Origin of the sequence: Granulicella sp. WH15, from assembly GCF_009914315.1 — a bacterium.
Taxonomy (GTDB): domain Bacteria; phylum Acidobacteriota; class Terriglobia; order Terriglobales; family Acidobacteriaceae; genus Edaphobacter.
This window is the reverse complement of record NZ_CP042596.1, coordinates 3714582-3729827: the sequence shown is the minus strand read 5'-3', so window position 1 is coordinate 3729827 and position 15246 is coordinate 3714582. Positions and strand designations below refer to the sequence as shown.

Below are 15246 nucleotides of genomic sequence, written 5' to 3'. Positions count from 1 at the left end.
TCGGCCGCGCCTCGGGGTATGAGGGCCGCTGACGATTCTCTAAGTGTATCAGTTGCGGCGGGAATGGGCCAGAGGGATTCCCGCCACAACTGACAAGATACGCGAAGCGTCCAAAACCGCACGAAGTGCCGCCCGTCCGGTGCTAGGACGCTTTTGCTGTTGCTTCTAAAGAGCAGTCTCAGCGAAACGAGGGGAGCGGACGTGGCCGACGACGTCGGTTCCTGCGGCCAGGGGCTTTTCCACCATGCACCAGAGGACGCCGTTTTCATCGGACTGAACCGCGAGCACGGGGATCTCGAGGCGAGTGCCGGAGCGGGTGACCGCCTCGAGGACGCCGGTATCGCCGACCGTGAAGCCCTGTGGGTCGAGCGACATCTGCCAGACCCCGGAGAGGCCGATACGCGACTCGAGCGTGATGTCGGCGACGACTGCGGTGAAGGTCTTCATCGGGCCTCTTCTTCACGGGTTAGGACCGCGGCCAGACGCTCCATCTCCCAGCGGCTGCCGACCATGAAGGGCGTGCGCTGGTGGATGCCGGTGGGCTTGATCTCAAGAACGCGGCCCGAGCCGGGCGACGCCATGCCGCCAGCCTGTTCGGCCAGGAATGCGAGCGGGTTGGCCTCGTAGAGCAGGCGGAGCTTGCCCTTGGGCTGTTTGAGCGTGGGCGGGTAGAGGAAGACGCCGCCCTTGAGCAGGGTGCGGTGGAAGTCGGCGACCAGGCTGCCGATGTAGCGAGAGCTGTAGCCCTCGGCGCGCAACTCTTCGACGTAGGTCCGATAGCCCTCGGGCCAGGTGGCCAGGTTGGCCTCGTTGACGCTGTAGTAGGGGCCTTTTTCGGGCATCACCATGTGCTCTTTGGAGAGAACGAAGGCGCCGATGGTGGGGTCGAGCGTGAAGCTGTGGACGCCGTTGCCCGCGCTGTAGACCAGCACCGTGGACGGCCCGTAGACGACGTAGCCCGCGGCGACCTGCTCGGTGCCGGGCTGTAGGATGGACTCGTCGAGCGAGAGCGCGGGGACGCGGCGGTGCACGCTGAAGATGGTGCCCACGTTGACGTTGACGTCGATGTTCGAGGAGCCGTCGAGCGGGTCGAAGATGACGATGTACTTGCCGCGCTCGACGGAGCGATTGAAGGTGACCGGCTCTTCGTCCTCTTCGCTGACGAGGGCGGCCACCGAGTCGCGCAGGCCCAGGCAGTGGATCATGGCGTTGTTGGCGTAGACGTCGAGCTTCTGCTGCTGCTCGCCCTGCACGTTCTCCGCGCCGAAGGCTCCCAGCACGTCGCCGAGACCGGCGGAGCGGATCTTGGCCTCGACCATCTTGGCGGCGAGGGTGATGCCGCCGAGGAGCCAGCTAAAGGTGCCGCTGGCATCGCCGTGGCGCTGCTGCTCTTGCAGGAGGTGCTGCTGGACTGTCGTAATCATGTGGCCCATTTTATCGTGGCTGGGTTGGCCTCGCGTAAACCGCCGTACCGCTTATCCCCAGGTGAACTCGATAGGGGTATGGATGTCCGGATGGAGGCTCTTGTGCACGGGGCAGGTGTGGGCAGCCCGCTCGAGCTTCTCTTTGTTTTCGGCGCTGAGAATCTGGGGCACGTGGATCTTGACGGCCAGGCTCTGGATTCTTCTCGGAGCTGTGGCAGTCATCTCCTTTTCGACGGTGGCCGTGGAACCGGCGATGTCGAGGTTCAGCGTACGGGCCATGATGCCCATGACGGTGAGCATACAGGTGCCGAGCGCAGTGGCGACCAGGTCCGTGGGAGAGAAGCTCTCGCCGCGGCCCTGGTTGTCCTTGGGGGCGTCGGTGTTTAGCTCAGTTCCGGAGGGACCGTGGACCGCTTTGCAGTGCAGGTCTCCCTGGTATTCGAATTGAATGGCAACCATTGCGACTCCTCTGGATAACGCAGCTTAGGTAATGTCGTCGGTGTCGAAGACCGGGGCTTTGCGGCCCAGCGCCTGGGTGTCGCGGACCTGCACCACCAGGCTCTCGACCACCGAGTTGACTTCGTCCACATCGGCTGTGGCGGCGATCGCCTTGGGTGCCGAGTCATCGTCGATGCTCTCCAGCAGAACCGTCGCGTAGGCCACAGCGACGCCATCCTGGTTGAGTCCCTCGGGGGTTTTGGCTTTGATGCCGACGGCTGAGGGCTTGATCTCCAGCAGCTCGGCCACGCGCTGGCGCAGGTCGCCCGCGATGGGGACGATCTTGGGACGCATCATCACCAGCACCGTGTCGATGTTGACGATGCGGTAGCCTGCCGTGGCGATCTCTTCGAGCGAGGTGCGTAAAAAAAGGCTCGAGGCCGCGCCCTTCCAGCGGGGATCGCTGGGCGGGAAGAAGGTGCCGATGTCGCCAGCCGAGACCGCGCCGAGCAGGGCATCGGTGATGGCGTGCAGCAGCACGTCGCCGTCCGAGTGACCGGCGAGGCCCTCGGTGTGGTCGATCTCAAGGCCGCCGATGATGAGCGGGACGCCGGGCTTGAAGGCGTGGGAGTCGAAGCCGAAGCCGATTCTCATGCTCATTGGGTGCCTGCTTTCTCGGCTGCGGCTTTTTCGGCGGAGGCAAGGTAGAACTCCGCCAGCTCGATATCGCCGGGCTGGGTGATCTTGAAGTTGCGCGAGAAGCCGGGAACGACGGCGACCTGGATGCCTGCTCGCTCGAGCAGGCTGGACTCGTCGGTGCCGGAGAACTCGTCGGCCTCGGACTCGGCGAAGGCGCGCTTGAGCAGGTCGAAACGGGCTCCCTGCGGGGTCTGGGCCTGAACGATGCGCTCGCGAGGGATGGTGGAGGTAACGATGGCGCCGTGGGCGGTGCGCTCTACCTGCTTGATGGTGTCGACGGCGGGCAGGCCAACGATGGCGGCTCCGTACTCGAGCACGGCGTCGATGGTGCGATCAATGGTGCCGGGGTCGATGAGCGGGCGGACGGCGTCGTGGACCAGGATGACGTCGTCGTCGGCGCAGTCCACCGTGGCGAGCGCGTTGGCGACCGAGCCCTGGCGGTTCTCGCCGCCTTCGACGACCTTTACCTTAGCTTCGAGGCCGTAGCGGGCGATGAGGGTGCGGACGCGGTCCATCTCCTGCGCTCGCACGGCGACCAGGACGGTCTCCACCCGCTCGACGGCCGCGAAGGCGCGCAGGCAGTGGATGAGGACGGGAACGCCGTGGAGAGTGAGGAACTGCTTGGGCGCAGGCGGGGTTGCGCCGCCCGCGGACATGCGGGTTCCGATACCGGCTGCCGGAAGAATGACATAAACACGCATAGCTCACGAAGTATACCGCGTACGGCACTTTGGTACTTCGTACGGTTCTCGGGGAGGCATGGGGAAGTGATCTTTTGAGGTCCTCCCGCTGGTCGGAAGCGGACATCGCTTTCAGAGCCTATGGGAGGGTGCCTTTGCCGTTGCCTGTTCTTTTGGTTGTCATTCAGGAGCGAAGCGGAGGAATCTGCTTCTGTCTTTGCCGTTGCTCTTGCCGTTGTCCTTGGGGTAGGTCGGGGCTTTAGCCCGACATCAAAACCCGCCACAGATCCGGACTTTAGCCCCGAGGTATGCTTTCTTCCCCCAGCCCCTAGCTGCTCGGGTTCTCCTCGATGAGCATCATCTCGTTGGTGGGCTTGAAGCCGTGCTTCTCATAAACCGGCCGTCCAAACTTGGAGGCGTGGAGCGAGACGACGCGGATATTGCGGCGGTGGGCCTCATCCACGGCCAGGCGGAGGAACCGGCCGGCCAACCCGTGGCCCCGGAAGGACGCGGCGACGTAGAAATTAAGCAGGTAGGCGCGGACCGGCTCGGGGTCCATCCAGTGCGGAGGAAAGTCCATGAGCCAGAGGCCAGCCCCGGCAACGGGTTCACCCTCGTATTCGGCGACCCAGCCGATGTAGGTACCGTTCTCCAGCTTGGGGCGCACCCAGGCGGCGAAGCGGTCGGGCAGGGTGGCAGTGGCCTCAGCGGTGGTCTGGGCCGATTCGATGAACATCTTCTGGCGCTGCTGGCCAATGAGGAGGGCGTCGGCCGGGGTCGCGGGGCGGATAACGGGCATGGATCATTATAGGGATGTATTTTCAAGACAATAGGATCGACTAAGGATGGCTCAGGGAATTTTGTTTTCGCGGACGCACTTGAAGGTAGGGGACCGTATCTGCTGTGCCGTATCGGGCGGGGCGGACTCGACAGCGCTGCTGCTGCTGGTGCACGAGGCCAATAGCGCCGCCCGCAACGCGCTGGGAGTGGGGCTGGCGGCGGTGCACATCCACCACGGCCTGCGAGGGGCGGAGGCGGACGCAGATGAGGCGTTCGTGCGACAATTGTGCGAGCGGCTGGCGGTGCCGCTGGAGGTGCGGCGGGTCGATACGGCGGCGCGGGCGGCAGCGGGGGAGACCATCGAAGAGGCGGCGCGGAACCTGCGCTATGAGGTCTTTCGCGAGCTGATCGCGACGGGCCGGGCCGACTCCGTGCTAACGGCGCACACTCTCGACGACCAGGCCGAGACCGTATTGATGAAGCTGCTGCGAGGCGCGTGGACCGAGGGGCTGGGAGGAATCTCGCCGGTGCTGGAGGTGCCGCGCGGACGGATCGTGCGGCCCCTGCTGGGGTCGCGACGGGCGGAGATCGAGGCGTATCTGCGTGACTGTGGGCAGGCATGGCGGACGGACTCGTCCAACGTGGACGAGGCGTTTACGCGGAACCGGCTGCGACATACGCTGCTTCCGATGCTGCGGGAGGAGAATCCGGCGATCGATCGGACGCTGGCCAATCTGGCCGAGATTGCTCGGGACGAAGAGGCCCGGTGGGAGGGCGAACTGGCGCGTCTGCTGCCGCAGGTACTGTTACCGGGCAAGCCGGTGCGGGGCGGGGGGCGGTCGAACTCGACGGCTCCGGGCGCTGCGGCGGTGGCGATTGAGCTGGACCGGCTGCGGGCGATGGACCCGGCGCTGCGCCGGAGGGTACTGCGGGCGGCGGCGCGGGGATTGGGCGCGAGGCTGGGCTTCGACGAGACGGCCCGGCTGCTGGCCTTGGCGGGCATCGAGCCCATGGCGACGGTTCCGAGTAAACCCGGGGCACTGCTTGAGTTAGGCGGTGGTCTGGTCGCCGAAAGGACGCTGCGGGAGCTGCGGCTGTCGCGCTCGGCCTGAGGGGGCGGAGGTTCGATTTGGGAAACATTTGCCCGCTCCCCTTTACTTTCCACCGCATCCGCCTTGCGTGGGAGTAGAATAATCGGTGATTACGGGAATCTCTGCTCCCACCGTCCATGCAGCGGCATCCAATACTTTCGGTAGATGCAGACGTCTAACCGTTATGTCCGGGATGGAGTTTCATACCGGTAAGTTTGATCTGTAATTCGGCTCCCGCTTCACCATGAGGAAATTCGCTTTGAACTCGACCGTCAAACAAATTCTGATCTGGGTCTTCATGATCACCTGCCTGGTGTGCCTCTGGCAGTTTGTCGCCCGCACCGCCGGCACTGGCAAGGACAAGAACGTCAGTGTGTCGCAGATGTTGAATGATGCGGACCAGGGCAAGATCGCGGACGTTACGGTCAACGGCACCGAGGTGACGGGTCACTACAAGGACGACAAGGATCTGTTCCACACGACGATCCCGGCCAACTACCCCGACCTCTACAACAAGCTGCGCGAGCACGGCGTCAGCATCACGATCAAGGATCAGAACGTCTCGCCGTGGATCACCGCGCTGATGAACCTGGCTCCGGTGGCGCTGCTGCTGGCCCTGTTCCTGTTCATGATGCGGCAGATGCAGTCGGGCGGTAACAAGGCGCTGAGCTTCGGCAAGAGCCGCGCGCGCCTGCTCTCGATGCAGCAGAAGAAGATTACGTTCAAAGACGTCGCAGGCGTCGATGAGGCCAAGGAAGAGCTGAAAGAGATCATCGAGTTCCTGCGCGAGGCGCAGAAGTTCCAGCGCCTGGGTGGCCGCATCCCCAAGGGCGTGCTGCTGGTCGGGCCTCCGGGAACCGGTAAGACCTTGCTGGCGCGGGCGGTAGCGGGTGAGGCGAACGTTCCGTTCTTCTCCATCTCGGGCTCGGACTTTGTGGAGATGTTCGTCGGCGTCGGTGCGAGCCGCGTGCGTGACCTCTTCGAGCAGGGTAAGAAGAATGCTCCCTGCATCATCTTTATCGATGAGATCGACGCTGTGGGACGGCACCGTGGAGCAGGACTGGGCGGCGGGCACGATGAGCGCGAGCAGACCCTGAACCAGTTGCTGGTGGAGATGGACGGCTTCGAGTCGAACGACGGCGTGATCCTGATCGCCGCGACGAATCGGCCTGATGTGCTCGATCCGGCGCTGCTGCGTCCGGGCCGCTTCGACCGCCGCGTGATGGTGGATCGTCCCGACATTCGTGGCCGCGAAGAGGTTCTGCGCGTGCACTCGAAGAAGGTGCCGATGGCCGAGGACGTGAATCTGAACCAGTTGGCTCGTGGAACACCGGGCTTCTCGGGCGCGGATCTGGCCAACATGGTGAACGAGGCTGCTCTGACGGCGGCTCGGTTCAACCGCAAGGCCGTGCACATGTACGACTTCGAAGTCGCCAAGGATAAGGTGATGATGGGCGCCGAGCGCAAGTCGATGCTGCTCTCGGACGACGACAAGAAGGATACGGCGTACCACGAGGCCGGACACGTGTTGGTCGCGGCGCTGCGGGAGCACTCGGATCCGCTGCACAAGGTGACGATCATCCCGCGCGGAATGGCGCTGGGCGTGACGATGCACCTGCCGGAAGAGGACAAGCACACGGTCACCAAGGAGTATCTCGACACGCAGCTCGCCGTGCTGATGGGCGGACGCTGCGCGGAGGAGATCTTCATGGGCCGCAAGACCACCGGCGCGGGCAACGACATTGTCCGCGCAACGGAGCTGGCGCGGCGGATGGTCTGCGAGTTCGGCATGAGCGACATGGGACCGCTGACCTACGGGAAGAAGGAGCAGGAGGTCTTCCTGGGACGCGATCTGGCTCAGGCCCGCGACTACTCGGAGGACACGGCTCGAAAGATCGACGCCGAGGTTCGGAACTTTGTCGATACGGCTTACAACTCGGCGTATAGCATCCTGAACAGCAACCAGGACATCATGCACCGCATGGCGACTGCCCTGTTGGAGCGCGAGACGCTGGATGCGGCGGAGATCAAGCTGATTATCGAGGGCAAGGAGCTGCCGGTGGCGAAGTCGCCGCTGTCGGCTCCGGACCCTGGCCCGGGTGGCGACACCCAGAAGGTGCTCAAGCCCGAGACTGGCCGCAAGCCCGGCTTTGGAGAAGGCCAGCCTTCTCCGGCATAACGAATTTGTAGATAAAACGTGAAGGGCAGCCAAAGAATGGCTGCCCTTCACGTTTCTGGAAGTGCAGGTTTGAGAGCCTTGCTCGGGTTATAATCGAACCACAAGCGGGAGTAGTTCAGTGGCAGAACGTCAGCTTCCCAAGCTGAATGTCGCCGGTTCGATCCCGGTCTCCCGCTCCAGTCGTTCCCGTGGGTTCTGCCGGGTTAATCCTCTAACTGAAGAAGACGTTCTTTTGGACAGGTCGCACTATGTGCGGGGCGGGTGTTTGCACGCCTTTTTGCTGCTTCGCGTGGTCCTCCTGTTGGCCGGAAGAAAGATATTCGCTGCCCATCAATATTGCAATGTGCCCTTGTCTTCTATGCGGACCCGGTAGATAGAGGTGCGGGCGGTCACGTAGATCGTTTGTAGATCCTGGTCGCCGAAGGTGAGGTTCGAGGGCATCTCGGGGAACTCGATCATCTTGAGAAACTTCCCGGCGGGGGAGTAGATCGCAACCCCGCGGCAGGCGATGTAGATGTTCCCGTTCGCTGCCACGCGCAGGCCGTCTGGACCGCCGTCGATGCCGGTGATGAAGGTCCGTCCGTTCGACGGGGTGCCGTTTGCGTCGAGGTCGTAGGCCAGGATCTTCCGCTCCGTCGTATCGGCGATGTAGAGCGTCTTGCCGTCAGGAGTGAGGGCTACTCCGTTAGGCCGAAGCATCCTGGTTACGAGAGAGATCTTGCCCGTCGGGGTGACGTGGTAGACGCCCGCATAGCCCAGAGTGAGAGTCTCGAGCGTGTCGGCCGGGGCGGGGTCGCTGAAGTAGACCTGGTCGTCGCGGCGCACCACCACGTCGTTGGGGTCGTTGATGCGCTGGCCGTTGAACTTGTCGGCGATGACCGTGATCTTGCCGTCCTTCTCCACGCGCACAACGCGGCGGCTGTCGCGCTCGCAGGTGTACAGGCGGCCTTGTGCGTCCATGGAGTTGCCGTTGCCGCTGTGGGTGTGGTCGCGGTAGACGGTGGAGCGGTTGGGGGCCTTCATCTCCAGCGTGCGCGAGCCGAACATATCGCTGAAGATCAGGCTGCCGTCCTTGCTCCAGACGGGGCCTTCGACGTAGCCGAAGTCACCGCCGAAGCGCTCGACCCCGGGGCTGGCCGCCTGCATGGACGGAGCGGGGCCAGCGGGGCGACCTGGATGCGCCAGCGCCAGGAGCCGCCGGGGGCTAGGTCGATAAAGCCCTTGCGCGAGTTGAGCGAGTTGATGAGGCCGAACCACGGCTCGGGGCTGAGGTAGCCCTCGTGCGGGCCGCCGTAGACGTTGAAGCGTATGAGTTGGCCCGAGAGATTGGGGATAGCGAGTTCAGTGTTGGTTGGGTCGATGCTCGCGGTCTGGGTGATGCGGACAGAGAGCCCGGCCGGGTCCACCAGACGTGCATAGGGCATACTGCGGTAGCCGGAGAGCGGCAGCGCGATGTGCGCGTCGAAGTCGCCCATTCGTTGAGGGATCGCGTAGGAGCTGGGTTTCTCTTCTCCATTAAGGCCGACGCCGCCCGGATAGCGCATTAGCTGCGTAGTGTTGGGACTCTCAAAGGTCATCGCGGCGGGGTCGCTGCCCTCGACCAGCGGCACGCGGAAGGCGATGTGGTTGCCGATCGAAAATGGCATCGGTCCCTTGTTCTCGGCGTCGGCGGAGATGGTGTAGTTGAGCGTGAGCAGGCCGCCGCTCAGCTCATAGGTCAGGTCGACCTTGAAGCCGAAGGGATAGTCGAGGCGCGTCTTGTCGGAGTCGGTTAGCTCGACCGTCACGCGCGCGCCCTGGGCATCGGCGGAGCGGCTGATCTCCTTCCACGGTAGGGTGCGGGCGAAGCCGTGACAGGGCATGGGGAAGGTCTTGCCCGCTACGGGATAGGTGCCGTTGCCGCAGCTCTCTTTAGGGATTGTGCCCACCGGATACTGCACCCCGGCGGCGGGCCAGAGCAGCGGCGCTTTACCCTGGAAGCCGGGTGAGGTGTAATCGCGGGCATGGTAGAGCAACTCCAGCGGTTTGCCCTGGAAGGTGATCTTGTAGCTGCTCAGTTCACCTCCCTGGGATGGGGCGACGGCGGCCTCGGCCTTGGCGGTGTTGTCGTGTAGGACGACGACACGCGGCGAGCCAGGACCGTTGGCGTCCTCATCCGTGATCTGGTAGCGGGCTTGAGCCTGCGCATGAGCGGTGGCCAGGGTGAAGGCCAGGAGGATGACGGACGGGCGAGCTATTTTTTTCATCACTTCACCGCTTTCACGACCTCGGGGAGCGCGAAGGAGAAGACGTCCGAGTTGGCCGTGATGGAGATGTACTGCCTGCCCTTGACCATGTACGTGATGGGCTGCGAGTTGATGGGCTGGCCGGTGTTGAAGTGCCATACCGGCTTGCCGGTCTTTGCGTTCAGCCCGACGAACTCGCCTTCGATCTCGCCCGAGTAGATGACTCCGCCGCCGGTCGAGAGCAGGCCGCCGCCGAGTGAGGTGGACCCGATGCGCTCCGTCTTCCAGACCTCCTTGCCGGTAGTCAGGTCGAGTGCGCGGACGAAGACCTTCCAGCTCTCGTCCTTCAGGAGAACGTCTCCTCCGGCGCGGTACTGGAAGCCCCCGGGACGGAACTGCTCCGTGTTCTTGGTGGCCATGCCGCAGCCCTCCAGCGAGACGAAGGAGAAGAGCTTCGTCTGCGGGTCGTAGGTAGGCGACATCCAGTTGGTCGCGCCGATCGACGACGGGCAGACCTTGGTGCCCTTCAGGCTGGGCTCGATGCCGGGAACGAGAATGGGGCGACCCTCGGGCGTCAGGCCGGAGGCCCAGTTGAGCTTGTCGTAGAACGCCTTGCCGCGCAGGAACTTGCCGTTGGTGCGGTCAAGGATGTAGTAAAAGCCGTTGCGGTTGGCCTGCACCAGCAGCTTGCGCGGCTTGCCCTCGTAGACGGTGTCGACCAGCACGGGGATCTCCGAGCCGTCCCAGTCCATCACGTCGTGCGGGGTGAACTGGAAGTGCCACTTCAGCTTGCCGGTGCTCAGGTCGAGCGCCACTACAGAGTCGGTGTAGAGGTTGTCGCCCTTGCGCACGTCGCCGTTGAAGTCGGGCGAGGGGTTGCCGAGCGCCCAGAAGAGCGTGTTCATCTCCGGGTCGTAGCTGCCGGTCAGCCACGTTGCGCCGCCCCCATGCAGCCACGAGTCGCCCGCCCAGGTCTCGTGCCCAGGCTTGCCGGGGCCGGGGACGGAGTCGAAGCGCCAGAGATGGCTGCCCGTCTTGGCGTCGAAGGCGTCTAGGAAGCCGTTCAGCCCGCGGTCGCCGTAGATGACGCCTACCATGACCGTTCCTTTGGCTACCATCGGCGCGGCGGACGAGTGGTAGCCGTCCTTAGACTCGGCGATCTTGCTCTGCCAGAGCAGGCTTCCGGTCGAGGCCTTCAGGGCCACCAGGAAGGCGTCGGTGGTGGTGAAGTAGACCTTGTCCTCGAAGACGGCGACGCCGCGGTTGGGACCCTCGCGGTCGGGGGCGTGGTTCAGGTCGTGGTGGAACTGCCAGATGAGCCGCCCGCTGCGGCTGTCGAGCGCGTAGACCTCGTTGGGCTGGGTGACGTACATGACGCCATCGACGACGACGGGCACGCTCTGCAAGCCGCCGGAGCCGGGGATGTGGAAGACCCACTGCGCGGCCAGCGAGTGGATGTTCGTCAGGTTGATCTGGTTGAGATCGCTGTGGCGCTGGCTGTTGTAGCTGCCGTTGTAGTGCAGCCAGTCGCCCGCAGGGGCCTGCTCGAGACGGTGGTCGGTGACCTGCGCTGGGAGAGCGGTTGCGAGGCCGAAGAGCAGTAGCAATGTTGCAAGTTTCATCGTCCGGCCTCTCCCTCGCCCTCGGCTTTTTTGTGCAGCTCTACCTGCACCTGGTGGGCCAGCATCGCGACCAGATCCTGGTACTCCTCTGCCGTGAGCACCTTGTCGTAGTTGTGCGGCATCAGCGACTTCTTGCCGTGCTCGACCGACTTCAGCTCGGTCTTGTCGAAGAGGTGCAGCCTGTCGTGCAGGTCGAGCATCTGGAGCGAGAAGCCGTCTTCGTTTTTAGCGATGCCGGTGATGGTCTCGCCGCTCCTGGTAATCACGGTGACGGGCCGGTAGGCGGGCGGGATCGGAAGCTCCTGCGTCAGCGACTCGCGCAGATGCTTGAGCGTGACCTGCGCGCCGACGTTTGAGAGGTCAGGCCCGGCGCTGCCGCCCTTGCCGTTCAGCATGTGGCACTGCAAGCACCCGCCCTTGCCCGCGAAGACCGCCGCGCCCCGCTGCACGTTGCCTGGAACGTCGGTCTCGGAGGCCGAGCCGCGCATGGCCCGGATGAAGGTGACGATGCGCCAGATGTCATCGTCGGGCAGACCCATGGCGGGCATCGCGGTGCCGGGGATGCCGTTCTTGACGACGTCGTAGATGGCGTTGGGGCTGAGCCGGAAGAAGCGGCGCTCGCCGACCAGGGCCGGGGCGCGTTCGCCTTCGCCGCCGTCGATGCCGTGGCAGGCGGTGCAGGTGCGATTGAAGATGGCATGGCCTGCGGCGACGACCTCAGGGCCGGTGCCGAGCGGGTTCTTGGGCTGCGTAGCCTGCCCGAAGGCGGCTGTTCCGAGGCAGATCAGGCCGAACGCGACTCGCGCGATCCATGACGTTCGTTGGTTCCGTAACTTCATCAGGCTGGCCACCCAACATAAAAGTGAGTTGTGTCTTTGAAGGTCGAAGAGCCGTTGAGGTCCAATGGCGAGACGATACACGCGTGAGTTTGCGATGTGCAAGCGATCCGGGATCGACCATCATCTTTTTAGATGGTCATACCATCGAACCTGTTTATGCGGACCCTGTGTCCGGGCAAGGATGCGATCTAAGTCTAATCTTCTAATGCAATACTCTTAGTTGCTTGAGCAGGAGGGTCTCTGGGAGAAGAGGAAAACATAAGTGTAGTGGTCGCGACCCCACTGGTGAGGTCGCAGGTCGTCACGCTCGCGCTGCTCTTTCTTGCGGGCATCGTCAACTTCCTCGACCGAAGCGCGCTCTCCATTGCGAACGGTCCTATCCGGCAGCAGCTCCATCTCTCAGCCACCAGCATGGGAGCACTGCTCTCCGCGTTTTCTTTGGCGTACGGTTTTGCGCAACTGCCGATCGGTCCTCTGCTCGACCGCGCCGGGGCACAGCGGATGCTTGGCGCGGGGCTGGCTCTCTGGTCTACGGCGACGGCGCTTACGGGAGCGGTCCTCGGCATCAGAAGCTTTCTGGCGCTGCGGGTTCTGCTTGGTTTGGGCGAGGCTCCGTTCTTTCCAGCCTCGCTCCGGATTGTGCGGGAAGAGTTCGTTCCGCAGCAACGAGGCCGCGCCATCGCGACCATCAACATCTCCACCACGCTGGGGCAGGGCATCGCGCCGCCGTTGCTTACGCTGCTGCTGCTCAGGGCGGGGTGGCGGGCCATGTTCGCGATGATCGGTGGTGTGGGGTTGCTGCTGGCCGCGGCTTGGCTTCTACTACTGCGTCGAGAGTCGAGCGTAAGAACGCCGCCCGCGCCACTGGCAGAGACATTTGCCGGATGGGCCGCGCTCTTTCGCGTGCCCGCGATCTGGGGCCTGATGCTTGGATTCGGCGGCGTGAACTATACCAGTTGGTTTTTTATCGCGTGGCTCCCGGCCTATCTCCAGACCAGCCGAGGCATCAGCATCAAGACCAGCGGCTGGCTGGCGGCGCTTCCGTTTCTGGCCGGGTCTCTGGGGATGTTGTTGAGCGGAGTGCTGGCCGACAGACGTGTCCGTGGAGGTGCCGTCGTGGCGCGAGTGCATCGCTCTCAGGTCATCGTCGGCATGGTCCTCTCGGCTCTGAGCACGCTGCTGGCGATCCGGGCCGCGTCGCTCGCCGTCGCGATGGCGTGCATCTGCGGTGCGCTGCTGTTCATTCACTTTGCGGGCACGTCGGCGTGGGGGTACGTACAGGCGGCCAGCCCGCGCGCGCTGGTTGCCACGGTCGGCTCGATCCAGAACTTCGGCAGCTTTATGATCGCTTCAGCCGCGCCGCTGCTCACCGGCTGGATACTCGACCGCACGCACGCCTTTGCGGGGAGCTTCCTGCTATGCGCGGTCGTGGCTCTCTGCGGCGCTGCAAGCTACATCTTGCTGGTGAAAGACTCGCTGCCTCTCTCTGAAGCATAAAAAAGAGCCGCGCTGAGGAGCGCGGCTCTTTCGTTGGCTAAAGGATCTTTAGCGGCTGGCAGTGTTGACGGGCTTCGCGTTTGGGTTGATCTTCTGATGCTCTTCAAGCGCCTGCGCCTCGGACATGTAAGTGAGCGACTTGTTGATCTGCGGGTCCCACTCGGCGCGGACCTTCAAGCCCTCAAGCTGGCCGAACTGCGAGGTGAACAGCTCCGCCTTGATCGACTCCTTCACCCAGTCGATATTGGTGGCAACGTCGGCGTCAGTGTAGTCGATCTTCTTGGTCTTCATAAAGTCCTTGAACTGCGCGAGCACAGCGTCATCGACCACGAAGTCCTTGGCGACTGTCTTGTCGGCCAGGTAGTGCTTGGAGAAGTTGAAGAAGGCGTAGTGCTGCAGCAACTCATCCTGAAAGTGGTTCGCCTTGATCGGGTCGATGTGCTCGTCGGGCGTGATGCCGCCGCCACCGTACACCGTGCGGCCGTCGTCGGTCAGCTTCACCTCGCGGTTAGCGTTGTCCTTCGAGGGCTTGGCGGCGTCGCGGACGTAGTAGTAGTCGTACAGGCTCATGTGGTCGTAGGGACGCTGAATGAGTCGTCCCGACGGCGTGTAGTAGTGGAAGGTCGTCAGCGCGAGGCCGGTGTTCTGCGAGACCGAGAAGACGGTCTGAACGAGGCCCTTGCCGAAGGTGGTCTCGCCGACGATGAGGGCGCGGTCGTGATCCTGCAACGCGCCCGAGACGATCTCAGCCGCCGAGGCCGTGTTGCGGTTGACCAGGACGACGATGGGGTAACGCGTGCCCTGTTCGCCGTGGGAGGCGCGGTAGGACTGGTCGGCGAAGGAGCGGCCGTGCTGCGAGACGACCGTCTGGCCCTTCTGGAGGAACTTGTCGGACATGTTGACGGCTTCGTTGAGCAGGCCGCCGGGGTTGCCGCGCAGGTCGATCACCAGCCCCTTCAGGTCACCCTGGGCGCGGAACTTGTCGAGCGCGTCGCCGACTTCCTTGGAGGTGGTCTCCATAAAGTTGGTGACGTGCATGTAGCCGATGCCGGGCTTCAGCTCAAAAGCGAGATCGACCGAAGCGCGGGGAATCTCGTCGCGGACCAGGTCGAAGGAGAGCGGCTTGTCGCGGCCCTCGCGGTTCATCACCACGACGACGTGGGTGCCGCGCGGCCCCTTCAGCATCCCGGCCACGGCGGCGGAGTCGAGGTTGTCGGTAGGCTTGCCGTCCACCGAGACCAGTACGTCGCCCGGCCGAATGCCCGCCTTGAACGAGGGCGTTCCCTCGAACGGCGTCAGGACGACGACGCGGAGCTGGCCGTCGATCTGCTGCGGCTGGATGGTCATGCCGACGCCGTAGTAGCGTCCGTGCTGGTCCTCGCGCATCTGGGCGAAGGCCTTTGGATCGTAGAAGTTGGAGTGCGGGTCGAGGACGTGGAGCATCCCCGGGATGGCCCCGTCGTAGATGGCCTTGTCGGTGCGGTCCGAGTCCATCTTCTCGGCGTAGTTCTGCTCGACGACGGAGTAGACATTGGTGAAGGCGTGCAGCGAATCGCGCAGGGTGCTCTCGTCGGAGGCGGACTGCGCGGAGACCTGGCGGGAGTAGACGTTGCCCAGGGCGGCGCAGGTCGCGAGAAAGGCGGTGACGGAGAGAAGGGCGCGGCGAGTGCGGGGGGCCATCGGTCTGAGTAACCTCTAGATAGGTACGGCTGGAGAGGAACCGGCGTGGCCGGGCCTGTCCGTATGCTGCTAGCTTGGACGGAGTATAGCAC

The 15246-nt window shown here is 63.9% G+C and carries 14 protein-coding genes and 1 tRNA gene; 4 read left to right on the top strand and 11 right to left on the bottom strand.

The features are described 5' to 3' along the window. Positions 1–165: 165 nt before the first annotated feature. The 6 genes from FTO74_RS15445 to FTO74_RS15420 form a co-directional block, all read right to left on the bottom strand. Positions 166–447, bottom strand: coding sequence for a hypothetical protein (locus tag FTO74_RS15445; protein WP_162538949.1), 282 nt, complete (start codon positions 445–447; stop codon positions 166–168). After that, the gene (gene fbp, locus FTO74_RS15440) at positions 444–1424 is read right to left on the bottom strand and encodes a class 1 fructose-bisphosphatase (RefSeq protein ID WP_220399033.1); all 981 of its coding nucleotides are present in this window, start codon (positions 1422–1424) and stop codon (positions 444–446) included. Before fbp ends, FTO74_RS15445 begins: the two co-directional genes overlap by 4 nt. Positions 1425–1475: 51 nt before the next feature. Then, the gene (locus FTO74_RS15435; protein WP_162538947.1) at positions 1476–1883 is read right to left on the bottom strand and encodes an OsmC family protein; all 408 of its coding nucleotides are present in this window, start codon (positions 1881–1883) and stop codon (positions 1476–1478) included. Positions 1884–1907: 24 nt separating this feature from the next. Then, a complete protein-coding gene (ispF, locus tag FTO74_RS15430; RefSeq protein ID WP_162538946.1) occupies positions 1908–2522 on the bottom strand; it encodes a 2-C-methyl-D-erythritol 2,4-cyclodiphosphate synthase in 615 nt (204 codons plus the stop codon). Continuing rightward, positions 2519–3262, bottom strand: coding sequence for a 2-C-methyl-D-erythritol 4-phosphate cytidylyltransferase (ispD, locus tag FTO74_RS15425; RefSeq protein ID WP_162538945.1), 744 nt, complete (start codon positions 3260–3262; stop codon positions 2519–2521). Before ispD ends, ispF begins: the two co-directional genes overlap by 4 nt. A gap of 307 nt (positions 3263–3569) precedes the next feature. Next, the gene (locus FTO74_RS15420; protein WP_162538944.1) at positions 3570–4040 is read right to left on the bottom strand and encodes a GNAT family N-acetyltransferase; all 471 of its coding nucleotides are present in this window, start codon (positions 4038–4040) and stop codon (positions 3570–3572) included. Between the two features lie 46 nt (positions 4041–4086). Between FTO74_RS15420 and tilS the strand changes: the two genes are divergently transcribed. The 3 genes from tilS (at position 4087) to FTO74_RS15405 (ending at position 7470) form a co-directional block, all read left to right on the top strand. Further along, positions 4087–5133 (top strand): tRNA lysidine(34) synthetase TilS, encoded by a 1047-nt coding sequence (gene tilS, locus FTO74_RS15415; RefSeq protein WP_162538943.1) that lies wholly within the window; start codon positions 4087–4089, stop codon positions 5131–5133. 238 nt (positions 5134–5371) lie between these two features. Next, positions 5372–7291 (top strand): ATP-dependent zinc metalloprotease FtsH, encoded by a 1920-nt coding sequence (gene ftsH / locus FTO74_RS15410; RefSeq protein WP_162538942.1) that lies wholly within the window; start codon positions 5372–5374, stop codon positions 7289–7291. 104 nt (positions 7292–7395) lie between these two features. Further along, a tRNA-Gly gene (locus FTO74_RS15405) sits at positions 7396–7470 on the top strand. A 151-nt stretch (positions 7471–7621) separates the two neighbouring features. Here the strand turns inward: FTO74_RS15405 and FTO74_RS15400 are convergent. From FTO74_RS15400 to FTO74_RS15385, 4 genes are read right to left on the bottom strand one after another with little or no spacing between them, the layout of a single operon-like run. Further along, positions 7622–8437 carry an SMP-30/gluconolactonase/LRE family protein gene (locus tag FTO74_RS15400; protein ID WP_162538941.1) on the bottom strand — a complete coding sequence of 272 codons (816 nt, stop codon included), beginning with the start codon at positions 8435–8437 and terminating at the stop codon, positions 7622–7624. Next, the gene (locus FTO74_RS15395; protein ID WP_162538940.1) at positions 8350–9537 is read right to left on the bottom strand and encodes a hypothetical protein; all 1188 of its coding nucleotides are present in this window, start codon (positions 9535–9537) and stop codon (positions 8350–8352) included. Before FTO74_RS15395 ends, FTO74_RS15400 begins: the two co-directional genes overlap by 88 nt. Further along, positions 9537–11138, bottom strand: coding sequence for a PQQ-binding-like beta-propeller repeat protein (locus FTO74_RS15390; RefSeq protein ID WP_162538939.1), 1602 nt, complete (start codon positions 11136–11138; stop codon positions 9537–9539). The genes FTO74_RS15395 and FTO74_RS15390 overlap by 1 nt, the downstream gene beginning before the upstream one ends. Further along, the gene (locus FTO74_RS15385) at positions 11135–11977 is read right to left on the bottom strand and encodes a c-type cytochrome (protein WP_162538938.1); all 843 of its coding nucleotides are present in this window, start codon (positions 11975–11977) and stop codon (positions 11135–11137) included. The genes FTO74_RS15390 and FTO74_RS15385 overlap by 4 nt, the downstream gene beginning before the upstream one ends. 267 nt (positions 11978–12244) lie before the next feature. Between FTO74_RS15385 and FTO74_RS15380 the strand changes: the two genes are divergently transcribed. Beyond that, on the top strand, positions 12245–13474 hold the full coding sequence (locus FTO74_RS15380) for an MFS transporter (protein ID WP_255462311.1): 1230 nt from the start codon (positions 12245–12247) through the stop codon (positions 13472–13474). A 48-nt stretch (positions 13475–13522) separates the two neighbouring features. Here the strand turns inward: FTO74_RS15380 and FTO74_RS15375 are convergent, their stop codons facing one another. Further along, a complete protein-coding gene (locus FTO74_RS15375) occupies positions 13523–15154 on the bottom strand; it encodes a S41 family peptidase (RefSeq protein ID WP_162538937.1) in 1632 nt (543 codons plus the stop codon). Positions 15155–15246 lie beyond the last annotated feature (92 nt).